The sequence below is a fragment of the Brachybacterium tyrofermentans genome, assembly GCF_039526165.1.
Taxonomy (GTDB): Bacteria; Actinomycetota; Actinomycetes; order Actinomycetales; family Dermabacteraceae; genus Brachybacterium; species Brachybacterium tyrofermentans.
Genome location: NZ_BAAAIR010000016.1, coordinates 152,795 through 174,267, shown reverse-complemented (window position 1 = coordinate 174,267; position 21,473 = coordinate 152,795). Strand labels below are relative to the sequence as shown.

The following is a 21,473-nucleotide window of genomic DNA, read 5'->3' as shown; positions in this document are numbered from 1 at the left end:
GCGACGGCGCCGGCGACCCACGTGCCGAGCACGGCGGCGCCAGCGGCCCGTGCGCCGAGAGCATCTGCACGGTGGCGCCAGCAGCCCACACGGTCTGATGCGTCGAATAGACCAGTGGATACCGACGCACCAGGCAGTGTGGACCCCGCCACGGAGCGCGAACTCCGCAACTGGGGCGGGCGACGACGCAGCTCCACGTGCGGGTACCGGTGACACAGCTCGACGCGCGGGTACCGGTGACGCAGCTCCACGTGCGGGTACCGGTGACGCAGCTCCGCGTGCGAGCTCCGTGCGCCGATGCCAGGACGCGCGGGCACCCGTCCGCTCAGGCGCCGGCGCGCTCGGCGGCGGCCAGGAGCACCTCGGCGCCGCGGGCGATGCCCTCGACGCGGTCGAAGGCGGCGTCCTCGTGCTCGATGTTGACGTGGAGCTGCGGGTCCACCGCGGCCAGCGCCGCCAGGAACCGGGTCCAGTAGTCCACGTCATGGCCCTCGCCGATCGCGACGAACCTCCAGGCCGGATCGTCCGGCCAGGTCGAGCAGTAGTGGCCCATCCCCGTCGGCGTGCGCTGCGCCGGGTCCTCCGGAACCGGGCCGAAGTCGGTGTCGAGCACGCCGCGGGTCGCCGCGCCGGGCAGCACGGCGGTGTCCTTGGCGTGCACGTGCGTGATGTGCGAGCCCAGCCGCTCGATGCAGTCGATGGGCTCCATCTGCTGCCAGAACAGGTGGCTCGGGTCGAGGTTCACGCCGAGGTGAGTCGGCTCGACCAGCTCGACGAAGCGCTCGAAGCTGGGCGGGGAGAACACCAGGTTCCGCGGATGTATCTCGAGCGCGACCTTCACGTCCCGCTCCCGAGCGAGCGCATCGATCTCCTTCCAGAACGGCACGGCGACGGACCACTGATACTCGAGGATCTCCAGGTCGATGCCGTTCCAGGGGTTCACGATCCACGCCGGGTAGCGGGCACCCGGGTCGGTGCCGGGGGTTCCGGACATCGCGACCACGTCGCGCACGCCGAGCAGGCCGGCGAGCTCGATCGTGCGACGCAGGTCGTGGGCATGACCGAGGCCCTCGGTGGGCAGGGGCGAGAGCGGATTTCCGGACGCTGTCAGGCCCGTGAGCTGCATGCCGGCGTCGGCGAAGACCTGCAGGTAGTCGCGTCGGACGCGCTCGCTCGCCAGCAGGGCGTCGACCGGGGCGTGGGGCGAGGGGATGAAGCCGCCGGTGTTGACCTCGGCTCCGGTCAGGCCCATCCCGCGGAGCACGTCGAGGGCCTCGGGAAGGGTGCGGTCCTGCAGGCAGGCGGTGTAGGCGCCATAGGTGAACGTCATGGGGTCTCCTCTCGGAAACGGTCGTGGGGAACAGGCCGACGGGTCGGCCGGGTCAGGAGATCTCGATCGCCGCGCCACCGGACGCCGCCGAGCGGGCCACGGCGTCCAGCACCCGCATCTGGCGGTAGCCGTCGGCGAAGCTCGCGCACGGCGGCAGGGCGCCCTCGGTGATGCCGGCGACCTGCTGCAGGAAGGCGTGCGCCTGGTAGGTGAACTGCTCGATCTGGTTCAGGCCGACGCCGCCGAAGGCCATCGAGGAGCCGTTGCCGAAGTAGGGGAACTCGGGGTTCACGAGCACCTGGCGCAGACCGCCGAGGCCCTGCGGCGAGGTGGCGTCGGCGATCTGGATCTCGCCGGTGCGGTCCAGGGACCAGCTCGCGGTGCCGTCGGTTCCGAGCACCGTGAGCGCCTTGTAGTTGGGCAGGCCGTGAGCGACACGGGACACCGAGAAGGTCCCCGCGGCGCCGGAGGCGAAGCGCGCAGTGAAGGTGGCGACGTCGTCGTTCTCGACGACCTCCTTCGGAGCGTCGGCGGAGGCGGCGACCCCGCGCCCGCCCGCGACCGCACCGCCGGCCACCGGCCGCTCGGAGATGGTCTGCACGAGCTGCGCGCCGGAGACCTCGACCACCGGGCCCAGGATCAGCTCGGCGGAGTCCACGAGGTGGGAGCCGACGTCGCCGAGCGCGCCGGAACCCATCGGGCCCTTGTACCGCCAGGCCATGGGGACGTTCTCGTCAGCCCCGTAGTCGCACCAGTACCGGCCGTCGAGGTGGGCGATCCTCCCCAGGGCGCCGTCCTCGGCGAGCTTGGCGAGCATGGCGATGCCGGCGTTGCGACGGAAGGTGTAGCCGGTCGCGAGCACCAGGTCGGGGTGCTTCTGCTCGAGGGCTGCCATCGCCTCGGCGTCCTCGAGGGTGCCGGCCAGGGGCTTCTCGCACAGCACGTGCTTCCCCGCCGCGGCCATGGCCTCGGCGATCTCGCGGTGCAGGGCGTTGCCCACCACGATCGAGACGATGTCGATCGAGTCGTCCTCGGCGACGTCGCGCCAGTCCCCCACGGCCTTCTCGTAGCCATAGCGGGCGGCGGCGTCCTCGGCGAAGGGCAGGTGGGCGTCGGCGATGGCGGCGAGCCGCACGGGCGGCAGGCCCAGGTCATAGACGGTTCCGGCCTGGCTCCAGGCGTTGGCGTGGGTCCTGCCGGCCATGCCGGTGCCGATGACGGCGACGGAAAGGGGTGAAGAGGTCATGTCGGGTCCTTTCCCGGGAAGGTGCGGGTCTTGTGTGGTGGTGAGGGGTGCGTGGTGGTGCGGGGTGCGGGGTGGTGCGGGGTGCGGGGTGCGTTGGGGTAGGTGGCTTCGGGGCGGTCGAGGCCGGCGGGAGGCGGTCGGAGGTCGGCGGTCGGCGGTCGGCGGTCGGCGGTCGGCGGTCGGCGGTCGGCGGTCGAGATGGCCTGACGCGTCGGTATGAGGGGTCGATAGCGACGCGTCAGACCTCATCGGCGCGAGCGCTCGGCGCGTGAGCTCGGTGCGTGAGCTCGGTGCGAGAACTCGGTGCGTGAGCTCGGCACGAGAGCCCAGCGCGAGAGCTCAGCGCAGGCGGATCACGCCGCCGGCCTCGCGGAACTCCCATTCGATGCGCTCGAGGGTGAACTTCTTGGTCTCGGGGATGCGCAGGAAGTACCAGATCACCGCGAAGATGTTGATCGCCGCGAAGATCCCGTACGTGGCGACCGGGCCGATCCCGTCCATCATCACGGGGAAGGTCACGGTGACCGCGAGGTTCGCGATCCACAGGATCATCACCGCGAAGCCGTTGGCCGCGCCGCGGATCGCGTTGGGAAAGATCTCCGAGAGCATCACCCACATCACCGGTCCGGGGCCGGACTGCATGCCGAGCATGAACAGCACGATCACCAGCACCACGAGGTAGGGCACGAACGGCGGGATGTCCGGCGAGACCGCCCCGTCGGCCGTGATGTACGGATCGATGCCGAGCAGGAAGATCGCGGTCATCGCGATGAGCGACAGGGTCAGGATGGTCTGGCCCACCAGGAGCACCTGGCGCCGGCCGAAGCGACGCAGCGCGAGCAGGCCCGCGGCCGAGCCGATCACCGAGGCGAGACCGGTGAAGACGTTGAGGATGATCGAGGCCTGGGCGTCGAAACCGGCCGCCATCAGCACCTTCGGCGCGTAGTACATCATCGTGTTCACGCCGGTGAGCTGCTGGAGGATCGCGAAGATGCCGCCGAAGATGATGATCGAGCGCAGCCACGGGACCCGCAGCCCGGCCCGCAGGGTGAGCTTGTCCCGCTTCTCCTCCGCGCGACGGTTGGCCTCCATCTCGGCGACCTCGACGGCCACGTCGTGCGTGCCCTCGATGCGCACCCGCTTGAGGTTCGCGATCGCCTGCACGAGCTCCCCGCGACCCACGTGCCAGCGGGCCGATTCGGGCATCATCCGGATCCCCAGCCACAGCGCGATCGCGGGGATCGAGCAGAGCACCAGCATGAAGCGCCAGGCGTGGCCGTTGCCGTCGGAGACCGCGACGCCGCCGATCCCGGCGAGCAGGCTCCAGGAGGCGGATTCGCCGGCCTCGTAGGTGCCGGAGGGATCGTTGGCCACGACGGCCTCCGGGCCGCCCTGGAGCGAGGCGATCAGGGCGTTCATCCCGAAGGCGATGAACTGTCCGGTGACGATCATGAGCTGGTCGACGGCGACCAGCATGCCGCGCTGCTCCTTGGGCGCCGTCTCCGAGAGGTAGACGGGCACGGTGGTCGAGGCGCCGCCCACGGCGAGGCCCAGCACGAAGCGCGCCGGGTACAGCACCCAGAGGCTCGGCGAGAGGGCGCAGGCCACAGCGCCGACGAAGAAGACGACGGCGAGGATCAGGAGGTTGTGCCGGCGCCCGTAGCGGTCCGAGAGCCGGCCGCCGATGATCGCGCCGACGGCGCAGCCCGCCAGCAGGAAGCCGCCGACGAGGCCCTCCTCGAGGGAGGTCAGGGCGAGGCCGCCGGCCTCCTTGGGCATGTACATGTAGGGCAGGGCGCCGGAGATGACGCCGGTGTCGTAGCCGAAGAGGAAGCCGCCCAGGCAGGCGACGACGGCGAGCAGGCCGATGGAGCGTTTCGGCCCGGCGGCGGGGGTGGTGCGGACGAGCTCGGCGATGCGAGTGCGTTCCGCATGGTGCGACTGGCTCATGTTCCCTCCTTGGAACCTGAGTCCGGTGCGGGACCTCGGGGATCGCGGGGATACACAGGTCTCACCGGAGGCCGGTCGGGGACCGGCAGGGAGTCGGGGAGCCGGGCACGAGCACTCTCGCGGAAGACGTCCATGTCCTACAGGAGTCGCCCTCAAGGCATCTCATGTCCGGTCGAAGTGAGTGTTCGTCACTGACTTGGAGGCAAGCTAGCACAGCGGTCACCGGCGACGGAACCCCTCTATCCCCACTGGGGTCGGCAGCGAGCCGCCCACCAGGGACGACACGGCACAGATCTTGTCCTGACAAACTCTTGACAAGTGCGGGGAACGCTCGGCATGCTGGTCACATCTGAACTCACCGTCGAGTCCCAGCGACAGATGGTGTCACCCAGGGCCCGCCCTTGCGACGGAGCCCGCATCACGGAGGCAGCATGAGCGTCCCCTCGTCGACCCCCGCCGGCACCGTCCGGCTCACCGTCGCCCAAGCCCTCGTCCGGTTCCTCGCCGCCCAGTTCGCCGAGCGCGACGGCGTGCGCGACCGGCTGATCCCCGGCACCTTCGGGATCTTCGGCCACGGCAACGTGGCCGGCATCGGCCAGGCCCTGCTCCAGAACGCCACGGATCCGGCCGACGGGGAGAACCCGATGCCGTACTACCAGGCGCGCAACGAGCAGAACATGGTCCACACCGCCGTCGCCTACGCCCGCACCACGAACCGCCTCCAGGCCTTCGCCTGCGCGGCCTCCATCGGCCCCGGCTCCACGAACATGATCACCGGGGCGGCGCTCGCGACCGTGGACCGCATCCCCGTGCTGCTGCTGCCCAGCGACATCTTCGCCACCCGCACCGTGGACCCCGTGCTCCAGCAGCTCGAGGACGAGACCGCCGGGGACGTCTCCGTCAACGACGCCTTCCGGCCCGTCTCCCGCTACTTCGACCGCATCTCCCGGCCCGAGCAGCTGATCCCCGCGGCGCTGCAGGCCATGCGCGTGCTCACCGATCCCGCCGAGACCGGCGCCGTCACCCTCTCCCTCCCCCAGGACGTGCAGGCCGAGGCGTTCGACTGGCCGCTGGAGTTCTTCCGCGAGCGCACCTGGCACGTGGCCCGGCCGGTGCCCGAGCCCGCCGCCCTGCAGCGCGCGGTCGACGTGATCCGCGCGGCCCGTCGGCCCGTGCTCATCGCCGGCGGCGGCGCCATCTACTCCGAGGCGAGCGAGGCCCTCGCGGCCTTCGCCGACGCCACCGGGATCCCGGTGCTCGACACCCAGGCGGGCAAGGGCGCGCTCAGCGCGGACCACCCCCTGGCGATCGGAGGCGTGGGCTCGACCGGCAACAACGCCGCCAACGAGCTCGCCGCGGAGGCCGACGTGATCATCGGCGTGGGCACCCGCTACACCGACTTCACCACCGCCTCGCACACCGCCTTCCGCAACCCCGAGGCGCACTTCGTGAACCTCAACGTGAAGGCCTTCGACGCCGCGAAGCACTCCGCGACCATGGTCGTGACCGACGCGCGCACCGGCCTGGACGCCCTGCGCGCGGCCCTCGGCGACCATCGGGCTCCTGCCGAGCACGGCGAGCGCGCCCAGCAGCTGCGGGCGCAGTGGGAGGAGCTCATCGAGCCCTGCTTCCAGCCCCACGACCAGGAGCTCCCCGCGCAGACGGAGATCTTCGGCGCCCTCAACGACATGATGGGCGACGAGGACATCGTCATCAACGCCGCCGGTTCCATGCCCGGTGACCTGCAGGCGCTGTGGAAGGCCCGCTCCCCCATCCAGTACCACCTGGAGTACGGCTACTCCTGCATGGGCTACGAGCTGCCGGCCTCCCTCGGCGCGAAGATGGCGAGCCCCACCAGCGAGGTCGTCGCGATCATCGGCGACGGCACCTTCCAGATGGCCCCGCAGGAGATCGCCACGATCGTCGCCGAGCGGGTGAAGGTCATCCTGGTGATCCTGCAGAACCACGGCTGGTCCTCGATCGGCTCCCTCTCGGAGTCCCACGGCTCCCAGCGCTTCGGCACCAAGTACCGGATGCGCAACGAGGAGACCGGGATGCTGGACGGCGAGAAGCTGCCCTTCGACATCCCCGCGAACATCCGCTCCTACGGCCTCGAGGTGCAGGAGGTCTCCGACACCGCGGCCTTCCGCGAGGCCTACCGTCGCGCCGAGGCCTCCGCCGAGGCCACCGCGATCGTGGTGAACACGAACCTGTACGGCCCCAACCCGCCCGGCAACAGCTGGTGGGACGTGCCGGTCTCGCAGGTCTCGCGCCTGGAGTCCACCCAGCAGGCCTCGACCGCCTACGAGGCCGAGAAGGCCCCGCAGCGCCACTACCTCTGACCCCTCCGCCCCGGTCGCGCCCGGCCCGGCCCGGCCACATCCAGCCAGCCAGCCAGCCAGCCAGCCACAGCCAGCCACAGCCAGCCAGCCAAGGCCCGGCCACATCGCATCGACTGGCGGATGGTGTGCAGGCAGCGTCAAATAGGCGCTTGCTGCACACCCTGCGCCACTGGATACGACTGCTCGTCCCTCGCCGTCCACCATCCCCGGCCCTGACCCCGGCCGCAGCCCGATCCCCGGCCGCAGCCCCGACGCCGGCCCCGGTATACGCCCCAGCCCCACCACAGACCACCCCTCACCGCACGACCCGCAAGGAGAACACCATGGGACAGAACGTCCAGCACTGGATCGACGGCCGCGAAGAAGCCGGCACCGGCTCCACCCAGCCGATCCTGAATCCCGCGACCGGTGAGCAGATCCGCACCCTCCATCTCGGCGACGCCTCGACCGTCGACCGTGCCGTCCAGGTCGCCGTCGCCGCGCAGCGCGAGTGGGCGAAGGTCTCCCTGGCCAAGCGCACCCAGATCTTCTACCGGATGCGCGAGCTGCTCATCGCCGCGACCGACGAGATCGCCACCGTGATCTCCCAGGAGCACGGCAAGACGGTCGCCGACGCGAAGGGCGAGATCGCCCGCGGCCTGGAGACCCTCGAGTTCGCCACCTCCATCACCCAGGACCTCAAGGGCGGCTTCTCGGAGAACGTCTCGACCGGCGTCGACGCGCACACCATGCGCCAGCCGCTCGGCGTCGTCGCCGGCATCACGCCGTTCAACTTCCCGGCCATGGTGCCCTTCTGGATGCACCCGATCGCCCTGGCCACCGGCAACGCCTTCATCCTCAAGCCCTCGGAGCGGGACCCGTCGGCCTCGAACATCGTGGCCCGTCTCTACCAGGAGGCCGGCCTGCCCGACGGTGTCTTCCAGGTGGTCCACGGCGGCAAGGAGACCGTCGACGCGCTGTGCACCCACGACGACATCTCCGCCGTCTCCTTCGTGGGCTCGACCCCGATCGCGAAGCACGTCCACGCCACCGCCTCCGCGGCCGGCAAGCGCGTCCAGGCCCTCGGCGGCGCCAACAACCACGCCGTGGTGATGCCCGACGCGAACATCGAGTTCGCCGCCGGCCAGGTCGCCTCCGGTGCCTTCGGCTCCGCCGGCGAGCGCTGCATGGCCGTGCCGGTCGCGGTCACCGTCGGCGACATCCACGAGGAGTTCCTCGCGGCCATCAAGGCCGAGGCGGAGAAGCTCGTGGTGGGCCCCGGCGACGCCGAGACCACCGACATGCCGCCCGTCATCACGCAGGACGCCCGCGACCGCGTGATCCGCATGACCGACGAGGCCGAGCAGGCCGGGGCCACGATCGTCGTCGACGGCCGTGGACTGGTGGTCGAGGGCTTCGAGAACGGCAACTTCGTGGGGCCGACGGTCATCACCGATCTGGACCGCAGCCACGCCACCTACACCGACGAGGTGTTCGGGCCGCTGCTCGTGGTCATGCACGTGGACAATTTCGACGAGGCCCTCGAGCTCGTGAACTCCTCGCCCTTCGGCAACGGCACCGCGATCTTCACCGACTCCGGCCACTACGCACGCCGCTACCAGGAGGAGGTCGAGGTGGGCATGATCGGCATCAACGTCCCGATCCCGACCCCCGTGGGCTACTACTCCTTCGGCGGCTGGAAGGACTCCCTGTTCGGCGAGCACCACGCCCACGGTCCCGAGGGCCTCAGCTTCTACACGAAGCAGAAGGCCGTCACCACCCGCTGGCCCTCGCAGAACGAGACCGTCGAGGCCTCGATGAGCTTCCCGACCCACGACTGACACCACGGGAACCCCCACCGGGGAGAACCCCGCCACGACCACCGAAGGAGCTGCGACGTGACCTCTTCCGACGCCCCGCGCATCGACCGTTCCCGCAATCCCGACGCCCCGTTCGACAAGCTCACCATCGGCGTATGCCCTGATCAGTGGGGCGTGTGGTTCCCCGAGGACGAGAAGCAGATCCCGTGGCGCACCGCTCTCGGCGAGATGGCCCAGGCTGGGTTCTCCGTGATGGAGACCGGGCCGTGGGGCTACTTCCCCCAGGATGCGAAGCAGCTGCAGTCCGCGATGGACGAGCACGGCTTCCGCGTCGTGGCCGGCACCGGCTGGGGCATTCTGCACAAGGAAGGGGCCTGGGCGGAGACCGAGCGCACCTTCCGCGCGATCGCCGAGACCCATGCGGCCGTGGGCGCGGAGTACATGGTGCATCTGCCGCCGATGTACCGCGACGAGAAGACCTGGAAGTTCACCGACGATCGGGAGCTCACCGGCGACGCGTGGAAGCGCTACGTCACCAACGCGAACGAGCTGGGTCGGATCATGAAGGAGGACTACGGCCTGACGATGGTGCTGCACCCCCACGGGGACAGCCACATCGAGACTCCCGAGGAGATCGCGCGGGTCTTCGAGGCGACGGACCCGGAGCTGGTCTCGTTCTGCCTGGACACGGGCCACATCGTCTACGGCGGCGGCGATCCGCTCGCGATGATCGACGAGTACCCCGAGCGCATCGGCTACGTGCACATCAAGGCCTTCGACCCGGACCTCGCCCGTGAGGCGCACGAGAAGGACTGGCCGTTCGGGGAGGCCGTCGCGAAGGGCGCCTCGGTGTGCCCGCCGAAGGGTCTGCCGAACATGAAGGACCTGGTCGCGAAGCTCGCCACGATGGACAAGGAGCTCTACGTGATCTGCGAGCAGGACCTCTACCCCTGCGAGCCGGGACTGCCGCTGCCCAACGCGATCGCGACCCGTGAGTTCCTGGCCGGGTGCGGCCTCGGCGTGAAGTGAGAAGGAGAGCGATCCGATGGTGAAGATCCTGCTGGACCCGTCCATGTACCACCCGCACCTCTCTGTCGCGCAGGAGCTGCACAAGGCTCGTGAGCTGGGCTTCAACTACCTCGAGCTGTCCCCGCGCGCGGACTTCCACCAGTGGCATCACTACCCCAAGGTGGATCGCCATCAGATCGCCGAGGTGAAGCGGGCGATGGCGGAGACCGGTGTGAAGATCTGGTCCTTCAACCCCGTCTTCGACTGGGCGGCGCCGGATGAGCAGGAACGCCAGGCGCAGGTGCGCAACTGGAAGCGTCTGCTGGAGATCGCCGACGCCCTCGAGGTGCCGCTGATCGCCACCGAGTTCTCCGGCGACCCGAACCGGGCGCTGCAGAGCGAGCACCAGTTCTACCGGTCGATGGAGGAGCTGGTCCCCGTCTTCGAGAAGTACGGCCTGGAGTGCACGATCGAGGCGCACCCCTACGACTTCGTGGAGGAGAACGACCAGGCCGTGCAGATCATCCGCGGGGTGGACCGCGACTGGCTGAACTACGAGTTCTGCTTCCCGCACGCCTATCACGTGGGCCGCGGGAACCGGGATCCGCGCGAGATGATGGACTACGCCGGGGACCGCCTGAAGCACCTGCACATCGCGGACGTCTTCGACCACACCGCCAACGTGGGCAACCGCTACATCATGAACCCGCCCGGCGTCGACGCCCGCATCCACCAGCACAACGAGATCGGCAACGGCGAGATCGACTGGGACTCCGCCTTCACCTACCTGCGCGAGCGCGAGTACGACGGGCCGATGTCCGTGTGCGTGTTCGGGTGGGAGGAGGAGGCCGACGCCGTCAACGTGCGGATGCGCGAACGCCTGCTCGCGGAGTTCGACGGCGACTGACCACGGGGCCGACGGGGCTACGCGTACCCGCCCCACCACACGACCTCAGGAGAAGACCATGCAAGACATCGGCATCGGCGTGATCAGCCTCGGCTGGATGGGGCGCCTCCACTCCACCTCCTACCAGCGGATCCCCTCCCGCTTCCCCGAGCTCGGGCTGCGGCCCCGTCTGGTGGTCGCGGCGGACCCGCTCGAAGCGAATCAGCTCGCCGCCACCGAGCAATTCGGCTTCGAGAAAGCGGTGGCCAGCATCGATGAGGTGCTCGCCGATCCTGACGTGGAGGCCGTCTCGATCTGCTCGCCGAACTTCCTGCACCGCGACTTCGCGATCAAGGCCGCCGCGGCGGGGAAGCCGTTCTGGATCGAGAAGCCGATGGGCGTCTCCGCCGCGCAGTCCCGCGAGATCCACGACGCCGCGGCCGCCGCCCGCGTGGCCACCGCGGTGGGCTTCAACTACCGCCACGCCCCGGCCGTGCAGCACCTGCGCTCCCTCGTCGCGGATGGCCGTCTGGGCCGGATCACCAACGTGCGATGCTGGCTCAACGCCGACTACGCCTCCTCCCCCGATGGCGCCCTGACCTGGCGCTACGACCGGGAGAAGGCCGGCAGCGGCGTGATCGGGGATCTCCTCTCGCACGGCGCGGACCTCGTCAAGTACGTGACCGGGCAGCACATCGAGGAGGTCACCGCGACCTCGGACATCTTCATTCCGGAGCGTCCGATCCCCACCTCGGCCGGAGTGGGACACGGCGGCATCGAGGTGGGCGAGGAGCGCGGCCCCGTGCAGAACGAGGACTGGGTCGCGGCTCTCTCCCGGCTCTCCGGCGGCGCCCACGCGACGCTGGAGTCCTCGCGGGTGGCCCGCGGGCACCGCAGCGACTACGCCCTGGAGCTGTTCGGCACCGAGGGTTCGGCCCGCTGGTCCTTCACCCGGATGAACGAGTTCGAGGTGATGCTCAGCGACGGTGAGGGCGCCGGCGGCGGGAGCAGCAGCACCGAGCACGGCTACACGACCGTTCTGGCCGGCCCCGGGCACGGGGACTACGCCCGCTTCCAACCCGGCCCGGGCATCCCCATGAGCTTCGATGACCTCAAGACGATCGAGGCGGCGGAGTTCCTCTCCGACATCGCCCACGGCACCCATCTCGCCCCGAACGCGGCCGACGGCCTCGCCGCCGCCGAGGTGTGCGAGGCCGTGGTGCGCTCCGCGGCCAGCCGGGCGTGGGAGACCGTGCCCCGGCCCTAGGCCGGAGCCCGGAGCCGAGCCAGAGGCAGGGGCAGAACCTGGATCCTGGTCTCATACCTGGAGCCGAAACCCGGGCCTACGCCGCCTCGCCGCCATCCTCGCGCAACCGCCGCTCGGGGTCGGGGACGCTCGCGAGCAGGGCGCGCGTGTACTCGTGCTGCGGATCCCCGAGCACCTCGCGCGCGGTGCCCTGCTCTACGGCGCGACCGGCGCGCAGCACGGTCACGTGGTCCGCGAGAGAGCCCACCACGGCCAGGTCGTGGCTGATGAACACGCAGGCGAAGCGGGTCTCGGCGATCGCGTCGCGCAGCACGTCGATCACGTGCGCCTGGATGGTGACGTCCAGGGCGCTGGTGGGCTCGTCGGCGATGAGCAGCGCCGGTTCGAGGATGAGCGCGCGGGCGATGGAGACCCGCTGGCGCTGACCGCCCGAGAGCTCATGCGGGAGCCGGCTCACGTACGAGGCGGGCAGGTGCACGATCTCCAGCGCCCGCTTCACCCGCCGGGCGATGTCGGTGCGGGAGATGCCGCCGGCCAGCTGCAACGGCTCCCCGATGCTCCAGCCCACGGTGCGGCGCGGGTTCAGCGAGGAGGCGGGGTCCTGGAACACGAGCCCCACCCGCGCGTACGCCGCCCGGCGCTGCGAGGCGCCGAGCGTGCGCGGGTCCACGCCCTCGATCTCGAGGGTTCGCGCCTGTGCGGGGACCAGGCCGGCCAGGGCCTTCCCCCAGGTGGACTTCCCGGAACCGGACTCCCCGACCAGGCCGTGGATCTCCCCGCGGCGGATCTCCATGCCGACGTCGTCGAGCGCTCGGTGCGAGCCGCCGCGCCGGTGGTACTCCACGCTCAGCCCCTCGACCCGCACGACGGGATGCTCGCCCTCCCGCCGCTCCGGCACTGCTCCCCCGTCGGCCCGCTCGAGGCTCTCGGCGAGCCGCGGAACGGCGGACAGCAGGGCCTGCGTGTACGGGGCCTCGGGCGCGGAGAGCACCTCGCGCACCGGTCCCGTCTCGACCACGTCGCCGTCCTTGAGGACCACGACCTCGTCGGCGATCTCGCCCACCACACCCATGTCGTGGGTGATGAGCAGGACCCCGATCTGCCGCTCCGCCACGATCCTCACCAGCAGGTCGAGGATCCCGCGCTGCACGGTGACGTCGAGCGCCGTGGTGGGCTCGTCGGCGATGAGCAGGGCCGGGTCGCCGCTGAGCGCGAGGGCGATGACCACCCGCTGCAGCTCGCCGCCGGAGAGCTCGTGCGGGTAGGAGGCGGCGGAGCGGTCCGGATCCGGCAGGCCGACGGAGGACAGCAGCTCCCGCATGCGGGTCTCCGCCCGTGCCCGGGAGCGGATGCCCTCGCGCACGGCGAGGACGTGCCGGAACCCCTTGGACACCTTCATCACCGGGGACAGCGACTGCCCCGGCTCCTGGAAGATCATCCCGATCTGCCCGGACCGGATCCGGCGCATCTCCGCGGCCGAGCAGCCGACGAGCTCCGCCGCGCCCAGCCGGGCGCTGCCGCGCACCTCGGCGCTGCGCGGCTGGAGGCCGATCGTGGACAGGGCCGTCATGCTCTTCCCGGACCCTGACTCGCCCACCAGCGCGGTGATCCGCCCCGCGTGCACGGTGAGGTCCAGGCCGGTCACGATGGACCGGCCTGCGATGCTCACCTGCAGGTCGCGGAGGGCGAGGAGCTCGTCGGCAGTGCTCATCAGCCCAGCGTGACCGTGAGGTAGTTCGGGTACGCCGGGAACTCGCCGATCACGAAGTTCTCCACGCCGGAGCCGTGGATGAAGGAGTTCTTCGAATAGATCAGCGGCACCACGGGGGACTCCTCGAGGATCTGCTTGTCCACGGCGGCCCACTTCGCATGCGCCTCATCGGCGTCGATCGTGGAGGAGGCCTCGAGGATCGCGGCATCGACATCCGGGTTCGCGTAGCGCGCCAGGTTGTAGTTGCCGTCGCCGATCTGGCTGGAGTCGAACAGCGGGGTGAGGTTGGCGTTGGGCGAGGGGACATCGGGCTGCCAGGAGCTGAGCACCAGGTCGTAGCCGGTGCCGTCGCCCGCAGTCACCTCGGAGGAGTAGGCGTTCTCGTCCAGCGGCTGGATCGTCACGGTGATCCCAGCGCGCTTGAGGCCCTGCTGGATGGACTCGGCGGCACCGGTCTGGTCATCGGTGATCACCAGACGCAGCGAGATCTCTCCGGCCCCGGCCTCCTTGAGCAGCGCGGCGGCCTTGTCGACGTCGCCGGTGGGCTCGTCGGAGTACAGCGAGTACTCCTCACGCCCGGCGATGCCCGGGGTGATCAGCGTGGTCGCGTAGTCACCGGAGATCTCGCCGCCCTTGGCGGTGCGGTAGGCCTCCTTGTCCACGGCGTACTGGATGGCCTGGCGGACCTTGACGTCCTTCAGCGCGTCGGACTCGGTGTTCAGCGCCAGGTACTCCAGCGCACCCGGGCCGGAGGTGACCAGGCGGTCCCCGACCTTCGGATCGTTCTGCGCCTGGACCAGCTGCGCGGTGGGCACGAAGGTCGACAGGAACGAGTCCTGGGCATCCGAGCGGTCCGCGATGATCGACTGCGCGACGACGCTCGCATCCTGGGCGAGGGTGAACTCGATCGAGTCCGGGCCGCCGAGGCGGGCCTGGTCGGTGTCCACGTCCCACTTCTCGTTGCGCACGAGCACCGCCTTGCTGCCCGGTGCGTAGGACTCCAGGCGGTACGGACCGCTGGCGACGGGCTCCGTCGCGTAGGTCTCGGGCTCACCGGACTCCTCGGGGACCGGGGCGAACGCGGGGGTCGAGGCGATCCAGCCGAAGTCGCCGTAGGGGCGGTTGAGGTGGAAGACGAGGGTGAGGTCGTCGGGCGTCTCGATCGAGTCGAGGTGCTTGTCCGAGAACGGGCCGGCGTAGTCCTCGCCGCCCTCGAGCAGCACCTTGTGATAGGTCAGGCCGCCGGTGAGCTCAGCCGCGAAGGACCGCTCCAGGCCGTACTTCACGGTCGCCGCGGTGATCGGGGTGCCGTCCTCGAACAGCAACCCCTCCTGGAGGGTGAACGTCCAGGTCGTGCCGTCCTCGGAGGCGGTGCCGACGTCGGTCGCGAGGTCGGGGATCAGCTCGGTGGGGGCGTCGGCCGAGGTCTTCCAGGCGGTGAGCCGGCGCGCGGTCAGGCCCAGCGTGGTGATCGCGAGGTTCTGGCTGGTCGCGGGGTCGAAGCTCATCTCCTCGCCGGTGGAGAAGATGGTCAGGGTGCCGCCGCTCTCGCCCCCGCCGCCGCCGTCGGAGGAGCCACCCGATCCGCCGTTCGAGCAGGCGGCGAGGGCTCCCACGCCGAGCACGAGCGGAGTGGCGGCGAGGATGCCGCGTCGCGAAAAGCGGGCCGCGGTCTGCGGGGTCTGCGAAGGCTTCGAGGGCTTCGAGGGCTTCGTGGTCATGGGGTCGTCTCCTGGGGGGTCTGGTCAGGCAGGGTGGTGGCGGTGGAGGGGCGGCGCGAGCGGCCGCCCTGGGCGAGCCGACGGTCCAGCAGCGGCCGCGCGAGGTCGGCGCTGAGGTTCGCGAGCACGATGAGCAGCGATCCCACGAGCGTGGTGCCGACGATGACCGGCAGGTCCGCGGTGGAGGTCGCATCCAGCAGCAGGGCGCCGAGGCCGGGCTGGCCGAAGATCCGTTCGGTGATCACGGTGCCGCCCAGCAGCGCCCCGATGTCGAGCGCGATGAGCGTGGTCAGCGGCAGGGCGAGGTTGCGCAGGGCGTACCGGTCGATCCGTCGTTCGGACAGGCCGCTGGCGCGTGCGGTGCGCACATAGTCCAGGCCCAGCTGCTCGATCATCGAGGACCGCACCAGCCGGGCGTAGATGGCGCCGTTGAGGAAGGCGAGCGTGGCCCAGGGCAGCACCAGGTGCCGTGCCCACTCCAGCGGACCCTCGGTGAACGGCTCGTAGCCGCCGCTGGGAAGCAGGTCCAGGCGCAGTGCGAACACCACCACGGCGAGCAGTCCCACCACGAAGGCGGGGGCCGACGCGGCGATCACGGACACGCCGGTGACCACCCGGTCCAGGATCCCGCCCTGGCGCCGTGCGGCGAGCGCCCCGGCGGCGATGCCGAACACGGCCTGCAGGGCCACGGCGCCGAGGGCGATCGAGAGGGACACCGGGAAGCGGTCCGCGAGCAGCGCCGTGACCGGCTGGTGGAGCTGGAAGGAGTACCCGAGGCAGGGAGCCGCGCACTCGACGATCACGTCGGCCGACCCGAACGTGCGCCCGGTGAAGATCGCGACCAGGAAGGTGCCCAGCTGCACCCACCAGGGCTTGTCGAAGCCCATGAAGCCGCGGGCCGCCTCGAGGTCCTCGGGCGAGCAGGGCTTCCCGCACATCCGCAGGGCAGGGTCGATGGGGGCGACGTAGAAGATCGCGAAGGTCAGGCCGACGACGACGAGGAGCACGCCGAGGCTGCGCGCGACGCGCTGCAGGGAGAGGGCCATCAGCGCACCCCCCGGGGGTCGAGGGCGTCACGCAGGGTGTCGCCGAGGATGTTGAAGGAGAACGTCACCACGAACAGCGCGGCGGCGGGGAACAGCAGGAAGGCCGGGTCCACGAGCAGCCAGCTGATCGCGTCGCCGATCGAGCGGCCCCACGACGGGGTGGGCGGCAGCACGCCCACGCCGAGGAACGACAGCGTGGCCTCGGCGCTGATCCGGCCCGGAAGGGAGATGCACGAGTAGACGATCACGGTCGAGGCGACGTTGGGCAGCACCTGGTGACGGAAGAGGTGGCCGAAGCGGGCGCCCATCACCCGGGAGGCGACGACATAGGGCTGCCGCACGATCACGCGGGTCTCCGCGGCGACCACGCGGGCGATGCCGGGCCAGCCGAACATGCCGATGACCAGGGTGAGCAGCAGTGCGCGAGGCGCCTCGAGCGGGAACAGGGCGCTGAGCGCGATGGCGAAGATGAGGAAGGGGAAGCCGAGGGTCACGTCGGTGGCGAAGTCCACCAGCTTCTCGACGATCCCGCCGACGGCCCCGGCGACGATGCCGAGCACCACCCCGATGACCGTGGCCAGCACGGTCGAGGCGATGCCCACCAGCAGTGATACCCGCGCCCCGTGGACGACCAGGGAGAACAGGTCACGCCCGGTCCCGGGCTCCACCCCGAACCAGTGCTCTGCGCTGACTCCGCCGAAGAAGCCCGTCGGTGAGGTATCCGGCCCCAGGGCGTCCGCGTGATAGGTGAACGGGTCGTTCCCGGACAGCGCGCTCAGCTGGCTCGCGAAGATCGCGGACAGCAGGCTGATGACCACCACGACCGCGGCGGTCGCCGGCACCGGGCGCAGGAAGGAGCGCCACACAGGGGCGCGGGAAGGTCGCTCGTCCGTGGAGGCGGCGGCCTCGACCGGAAGAGCATCACTGGTCGTCATCACGGATGCTTTCGGTTGTGCAAAGTTCAGCGTTGGAAAGTATTGCACCACCGCGCGCCGCGGAGCCCGCGACCTCGTCACAATTCGACAACTCCGCCGCCCGGTCCACCGACCGCCGGTTCACACGGCCGTCGGAGTCACTGCCTGCTCAGCGCCTCAGGCACCCGGGCACCGTCGACGGCCCCTGCACCTCCCCGTGCCCGCGCTCGGCACTCTCACTCCCCGCGCAGCACCCGGTACACGATCGAGTCGTCCTTGCGGTCGTGGCCCAGCTCGCTGCCGCGCTGGTAGATCGCTTCGGCCGACGCCGCGAGCGGCACCTCCTGGCCCACCTCTCGGGCGGCCTCGCTCACCAGGCCCATGTCCTTGACGAAGATGCTGAGCGCCGAGCGGACCTCGTCGAACGCTGCGCCATCGCGCGCGCCCTCGACCATCCGCCCGCCGCGGTCGCCGAACATGAACGATGCGGCGGCGCCGGTGTTCAGCACCTCGTGGACCTGCGTCAGGTCCAGCCCCATGGAGTCGGCGAGCGCGAGGGCCTCCCCCGCCGCGGCGATGTGCACGCCGCACAGCAGCTGGTTGACGACCTTGAAGCGCTGGCCGTCCCCGGGGCGCGGACCCACGACGGGGGCGTTCGCGGCGAGGGCGTCCAGCAGCGGACGCACCGCCGCGACGTCGGGCTCCGCGCCGCCGACCATGATCAGCAGGTCACCGGTCCCGGCGCGGGCCACACCCCCGGAGACGGGCGCGTCGACCACATGCGTCGTGATGCCCTCGAGCGCGGTGACGGTCGCCTCGATCGCGGCGGGGCCGACGGTGGACATGATCAGCAGCGTGGTGTCAGCGGTGAGCGCGGGGGCGATGCCGCCAGTGCCCGGGGCACCGCTGGTGCCGTCGCCGAACAGCACCGACTCGAGCTGGGCGGGAGTCGCGACCATGACCACGACGATGTCCGCGCCGGTCGCAGCCTCGAGCGCGCCGTTCACGGGGGTCGCAGCGTCAGCCACCGCCTCGCGGGCGTCGGAACTCAGGTCGAAGGCGCGCACGGCGAACCCCGCGGCGCCGGCGGTGCGGACCATCGGCGCCCCCATCGCGCCCAGGCCGATCCACCCGATCGTGGCCGGGGCACGTGCCGCGTCCGGTGCGGGCGCGACGGCGGCGACGGCGGCGGTGAGGCGGTCCACGACGTCGGCGAGGGCCTGCTCGCCGCCCACGTTGCCGGGGAACACCACGTACGGCGCACCCATCACCTCCTCCGGCGCCTCCTGCGCCGAGAACAGCGAGACCTGGCCGGGCCAGAACTGGCCCTCGACCCGGGCGCGCCGGATCCCGAGCCCGTTCGCGGCGACCTCGTGGGAGGTGATGCCACCCTTCGCGACCACCCACGCCGGCTTCACCGACCGCACGCGCCGCACCACCTCGACCACGGCGTCGGACACGCTGCGGGCGATCGCGAGCGACTCGGCGGGATCGTCGGAGCGCACCAGGTCACGGCTGGTGTAGAGCACGCAGTCGTCCTCCTGCAGGGCCGCCCGCAGCCTCTCGACGACCTCGCCGAGGTGCTGCTCGCGGCGGTCATCGAGCAAGGAGGGCACGTGGAGCTCGACCTCGACCAGGGTGCCGCGCTCCTGGACGGCGCGCAGCTGGGTGGTGGTCAGGCCCACGTGCGAGCCGACGACGACCAGTCCGTGGGCCAGGCGTCCCGCGGGGATCGTGATGGAGGCGGGGTCCACGACCTGCGCGCCGCTCTGCCCGGCCAACGGGCGCACGAAAGATGGCCCACAGCGGGTGATGAGGGTGCGGCCCTCCGCCTCGAGCAGCGAGACGGCCTCCGCGACGACCTCCATGTCGGAGTACTCCGTCGCGTTGACGACGACCCAGCGGCGATCGCGGGCGGCGGCAAGGATCTCGTGGACGCGGCCGACGCCGCCGGTGCGGATGTCGTCGAGCCCGATGCTCAGCACGTCGGCCGCACGCACCGCTCCTCCGGAGCGCTCCTCGAGGAACTCCCGCAGGTCGGAGCGGGTGTAGCCGAAGGTGGCGTCGCGAGCGAAGTCGGTGTCCTCGACGCGGCGCGGCACTCCGTCGACGACGGCGTAGTGCACATCGCCCTCGGTGTACCGGCCGGCCTCGAGCATCGCCGGGACCAGCAGGATCGCATCGACCGCGACGTCATGGGCGGCGAGCTCGTCCGCGATGGCGACGGGCTCGGCGATGACGTGCCCGCGCAGCGTGGAATCGGAGCGGGAGACGACGTGCAGGCCCTCCCGGGCGACGGGATCCGCGAGCACGCCGGCGACCAGGCGACGGTTCAGGGAGACGGCGTCGGCCTCATCGAGCGCCCGGGTGTTGGTGAGCACGAAGCACGTCGATCCGGGCTCCGTGAGCACCTCGGCGGGGATCGCGGGGTCGAGGTCGAAGGCGACATCGATCCCGGCGACGCACTGCGAGCCGGTGGGGTCGTCGTCGAGGACGAGCAGGCGACGGGAACCGGCCATGATGGTGGTCCTTTCCGGGACGGGCAGAGCGGTGGGGCGAACGGGCAGGGCAGGAGAAGCTGGCGAACGGTCGGACCAGAAAGCACGGGACGTATCCAGGGAATGATCCCCCATCGGGCATCAGCTCCACGAACACGTCCCGTGCTCACGAGGAGCAGTCGCCCACCCTCTCGCACCCGGCCGGTCAGGCGGCGATGACGAACACCACCGCGGACAGGGCGAAGCCGACCAGGGAGATGCTGGTGCCCACGACGGACCAGGTCTTGAACGTGGTCACGGTGTCGAAGCCGCAGAACTTCCCGATCAGCCAGAAGCCGGAGTCGTTCACGTGCGACCAGCCGATCGAGGCGGCGCCGATGGTGATGACCATGGCGGCCACGGCGATCGTGCTGAAATCGCCGGCCATGATCGCCGGGGCCATGATCGAGGCACCGGTGGTCGCGGCCACGGTGGCGGAACCCTGCGCGATGCGCATGGCCATGGTGACCAGGTAGGCGGCGACGATGAGCGGCAGGCCCAGGGCGTCGAGGCCGTTCGCGACCTCCTCGCCGATGCCGGTCTCGGTGAGGATGGCGCCGAACGCGCCGCCCGCGCCGGTGATCAGGATGATCGAGCAGACGGGGGCGAGGGCGTCGTCGACGAGCTCCTCGAGGAGCCCGCCCACCTGCTGCCCGCGACGACGGCGCGGGATCACGTAGAGCAGCACCATCGCGAGCAGCGCCGAGAGCGCGAGCGCGACAGGGGTGGCGCCGATGAGCCGCGAGATCTGGAAGGCGAGGTTGTCGGCGCTCACGGTCCCCTGCGCCTCGAGGGTGGAGAAGGCCGTGTTGAAGAAGATCAGGAACAGCGGCAGCAGGAGCACGATCACGATGGCGCCGAAGGCGGGGCGCTCCTCGGCCGGGACCTCGCGGGGCTCGCCGAGCAGGGCCGGAACGGGCGTGTCCGGGAAGCGCTTGGAGATCGCACGGGCCACCAGGTAGCCGCCGAAGTACCAGGTGGGCAGGCCGATGAGCAGACCCATCAGCACCACGAGGCCGATGTCGGCCCCCATCACCGTCGCCGCGGCCGTGGGGCCGGGGTGCGGGGGCAGCAGGGCGTGCATCATCATGAACGACGCGATCGACGGCAGCACGTAGAGCATGAACGAGCCGCCGAGGCGGCGGGCCACGGTGTAGATGACCGGCAGCATCACGATGAAGCCGGCATCCAGGAAGATCGGGAAGGCGTAGAACAGGGAGGCGACGGCGAGGGCGAGCGGTGCGCGCTGCTCCCCGAAGGTGTCGAGCATCTTGTCGGCCAGCACCTGGGCGCCGCCGGTGGTCTCGATGAGTCTGCCCAGCACGGCGCCGAAGCCGACGAGCAGGGCGACGGTGCCGACGGTGGTGCTGAAGCCGCCGATCACCACGTCGATCACGTCGCCGACGCCGATGCCGGCGGCGAGGCCGGTGGCGACCGCGACGATCAGCAGCGAGAAGAAGGCGTGCAGGCGCGCCTTGATGATGAGCACGAGCAGGATGACGATCGCGACGGCGGCGATCGTCAGGAGCAGCCAGACCGGCCGATCCGCGAGGACGAGTTCTTCCACGGGTGGGTCTCCAGACGTTGAGGAAGCACGCCGAGCAGGAGCCCTGACGCCGGAACGCCCGGGGCTCGGACGGTGCCGGGCCCCGAGCGTTCGGCTCAGGTCCCGGGCAGCGGTGCCCGGTCGACGGGCGATGCCCGTCGGGTGTGGTT

14 protein-coding genes are annotated in these 21,473 nt (G+C 70.8%); 5 read left to right on the top strand and 9 right to left on the bottom strand.

Annotation, left to right across the window (positions count from 1 at the left end; translation table 11 throughout):
* Positions 1–325 precede the first annotated feature (325 nt).
* The 3 genes from ABD093_RS03815 to ABD093_RS03805 all read right to left on the bottom strand — a co-directional run bounded on the left by ABD093_RS03815 (position 326) and on the right by ABD093_RS03805 (position 4,526).
* A complete protein-coding gene (locus tag ABD093_RS03815; RefSeq protein ID WP_343922567.1) occupies positions 326–1,330 on the bottom strand; it encodes a sugar phosphate isomerase/epimerase family protein in 1,005 nt (334 codons plus the stop codon).
* A 52-nt stretch (positions 1,331–1,382) separates the two neighbouring features.
* Complete coding sequence (locus tag ABD093_RS03810; protein WP_343922565.1) at positions 1,383–2,576, bottom strand: Gfo/Idh/MocA family protein; 1,194 nt, start codon at positions 2,574–2,576, stop codon at positions 1,383–1,385.
* 339 nt (positions 2,577–2,915) lie between these two features.
* Positions 2,916–4,526 (bottom strand): MFS transporter, encoded by a 1,611-nt coding sequence (locus ABD093_RS03805; protein WP_193117623.1) that lies wholly within the window; start codon positions 4,524–4,526, stop codon positions 2,916–2,918.
* Positions 4,527–4,957: 431 nt separating this feature from the next.
* On the opposite strand from ABD093_RS03805, the gene iolD reads away from it, so the two are divergent.
* The 5 genes from iolD (at position 4,958) to ABD093_RS03780 (ending at position 11,828) form a co-directional block, all read left to right on the top strand.
* A complete protein-coding gene (gene iolD / locus ABD093_RS03800; protein WP_193117624.1) occupies positions 4,958–6,868 on the top strand; it encodes a 3D-(3,5/4)-trihydroxycyclohexane-1,2-dione acylhydrolase (decyclizing) in 1,911 nt (636 codons plus the stop codon).
* 323 nt (positions 6,869–7,191) lie between these two features.
* Positions 7,192–8,688: a CoA-acylating methylmalonate-semialdehyde dehydrogenase gene (locus ABD093_RS03795; RefSeq protein WP_343922562.1), complete on the top strand. Its 1,497-nt coding sequence runs from the start codon at positions 7,192–7,194 to the stop codon at positions 8,686–8,688.
* Positions 8,689–8,745: 57 nt separating this feature from the next.
* A complete protein-coding gene (locus tag ABD093_RS03790) occupies positions 8,746–9,696 on the top strand; it encodes a TIM barrel protein (RefSeq protein WP_343922560.1) in 951 nt (316 codons plus the stop codon).
* 16 nt (positions 9,697–9,712) lie between these two features.
* Positions 9,713–10,582, top strand: a complete 870-nt coding sequence (locus tag ABD093_RS03785) for a sugar phosphate isomerase/epimerase family protein (RefSeq protein WP_343922558.1) — start codon at positions 9,713–9,715, stop codon at positions 10,580–10,582.
* Between the two features lie 58 nt (positions 10,583–10,640).
* On the top strand, positions 10,641–11,828 hold the full coding sequence (locus ABD093_RS03780) for a Gfo/Idh/MocA family protein (protein WP_193117627.1): 1,188 nt from the start codon (positions 10,641–10,643) through the stop codon (positions 11,826–11,828).
* Between the two features lie 76 nt (positions 11,829–11,904).
* Here the strand turns inward: ABD093_RS03780 and ABD093_RS03775 are convergent, their stop codons facing one another.
* From ABD093_RS03775 to ABD093_RS03750, 6 genes are all read right to left on the bottom strand, one after another.
* Positions 11,905–13,539 (bottom strand): ATP-binding cassette domain-containing protein, encoded by a 1,635-nt coding sequence (locus ABD093_RS03775; RefSeq protein WP_343922555.1) that lies wholly within the window; start codon positions 13,537–13,539, stop codon positions 11,905–11,907.
* Complete coding sequence (locus ABD093_RS03770) at positions 13,539–15,260, bottom strand: ABC transporter substrate-binding protein (protein ID WP_343922553.1); 1,722 nt, start codon at positions 15,258–15,260, stop codon at positions 13,539–13,541. Before ABD093_RS03770 ends, ABD093_RS03775 begins: the two co-directional genes overlap by 1 nt.
* Entirely contained in the window at positions 15,257–16,306 is a 1,050-nt protein-coding gene (locus tag ABD093_RS03765; protein WP_343922551.1) for an ABC transporter permease, read from the bottom strand. The genes ABD093_RS03770 and ABD093_RS03765 overlap by 4 nt, the downstream gene beginning before the upstream one ends.
* Positions 16,306–17,241 (bottom strand): ABC transporter permease, encoded by a 936-nt coding sequence (locus ABD093_RS03760; RefSeq protein WP_343922549.1) that lies wholly within the window; start codon positions 17,239–17,241, stop codon positions 16,306–16,308. The genes ABD093_RS03765 and ABD093_RS03760 overlap by 1 nt, the downstream gene beginning before the upstream one ends.
* A gap of 215 nt (positions 17,242–17,456) precedes the next feature.
* The gene (locus tag ABD093_RS03755; RefSeq protein ID WP_343922547.1) at positions 17,457–19,739 is read right to left on the bottom strand and encodes a four-carbon acid sugar kinase family protein; all 2,283 of its coding nucleotides are present in this window, start codon (positions 19,737–19,739) and stop codon (positions 17,457–17,459) included.
* A gap of 184 nt (positions 19,740–19,923) precedes the next feature.
* Positions 19,924–21,324, bottom strand: coding sequence for a GntP family permease (locus ABD093_RS03750; protein ID WP_343922545.1), 1,401 nt, complete (start codon positions 21,322–21,324; stop codon positions 19,924–19,926).
* Positions 21,325–21,473 lie beyond the last annotated feature (149 nt).

Bases quoted from the DNA above. Each gene is read 5' to 3' on its own strand.
- ABD093_RS03770 (WP_343922553.1), bottom strand. From the start codon at position 15,260: ATGACCACGAAGCCCTCGAAGCCCTCGAAGCCTTCGCAGACCCCGCAG.
- ABD093_RS03780 (WP_193117627.1), top strand. From the start codon at position 10,641: ATGCAAGACATCGGCATCGGCGTGATCAGCCTCGGCTGGATGGGGCGC.
- ABD093_RS03755 (WP_343922547.1), bottom strand. From the start codon at position 19,739: ATGGCCGGTTCCCGTCGCCTGCTCGTCCTCGACGACGACCCCACCGGC.
- ABD093_RS03810 (WP_343922565.1), bottom strand. From the start codon at position 2,576: ATGACCTCTTCACCCCTTTCCGTCGCCGTCATCGGCACCGGCATGGCC.
- ABD093_RS03805 (WP_193117623.1), bottom strand. From the start codon at position 4,526: ATGAGCCAGTCGCACCATGCGGAACGCACTCGCATCGCCGAGCTCGTC.
- iolD (WP_193117624.1), top strand. From the start codon at position 4,958: ATGAGCGTCCCCTCGTCGACCCCCGCCGGCACCGTCCGGCTCACCGTC.
- ABD093_RS03815 (WP_343922567.1), bottom strand. From the start codon at position 1,330: ATGACGTTCACCTATGGCGCCTACACCGCCTGCCTGCAGGACCGCACC.
- ABD093_RS03760 (WP_343922549.1), bottom strand. From the start codon at position 17,241: ATGACGACCAGTGATGCTCTTCCGGTCGAGGCCGCCGCCTCCACGGAC.
- ABD093_RS03795 (WP_343922562.1), top strand. From the start codon at position 7,192: ATGGGACAGAACGTCCAGCACTGGATCGACGGCCGCGAAGAAGCCGGC.
- ABD093_RS03785 (WP_343922558.1), top strand. From the start codon at position 9,713: ATGGTGAAGATCCTGCTGGACCCGTCCATGTACCACCCGCACCTCTCT.
- ABD093_RS03765 (WP_343922551.1), bottom strand. From the start codon at position 16,306: ATGGCCCTCTCCCTGCAGCGCGTCGCGCGCAGCCTCGGCGTGCTCCTC.
- ABD093_RS03775 (WP_343922555.1), bottom strand. From the start codon at position 13,539: ATGAGCACTGCCGACGAGCTCCTCGCCCTCCGCGACCTGCAGGTGAGC.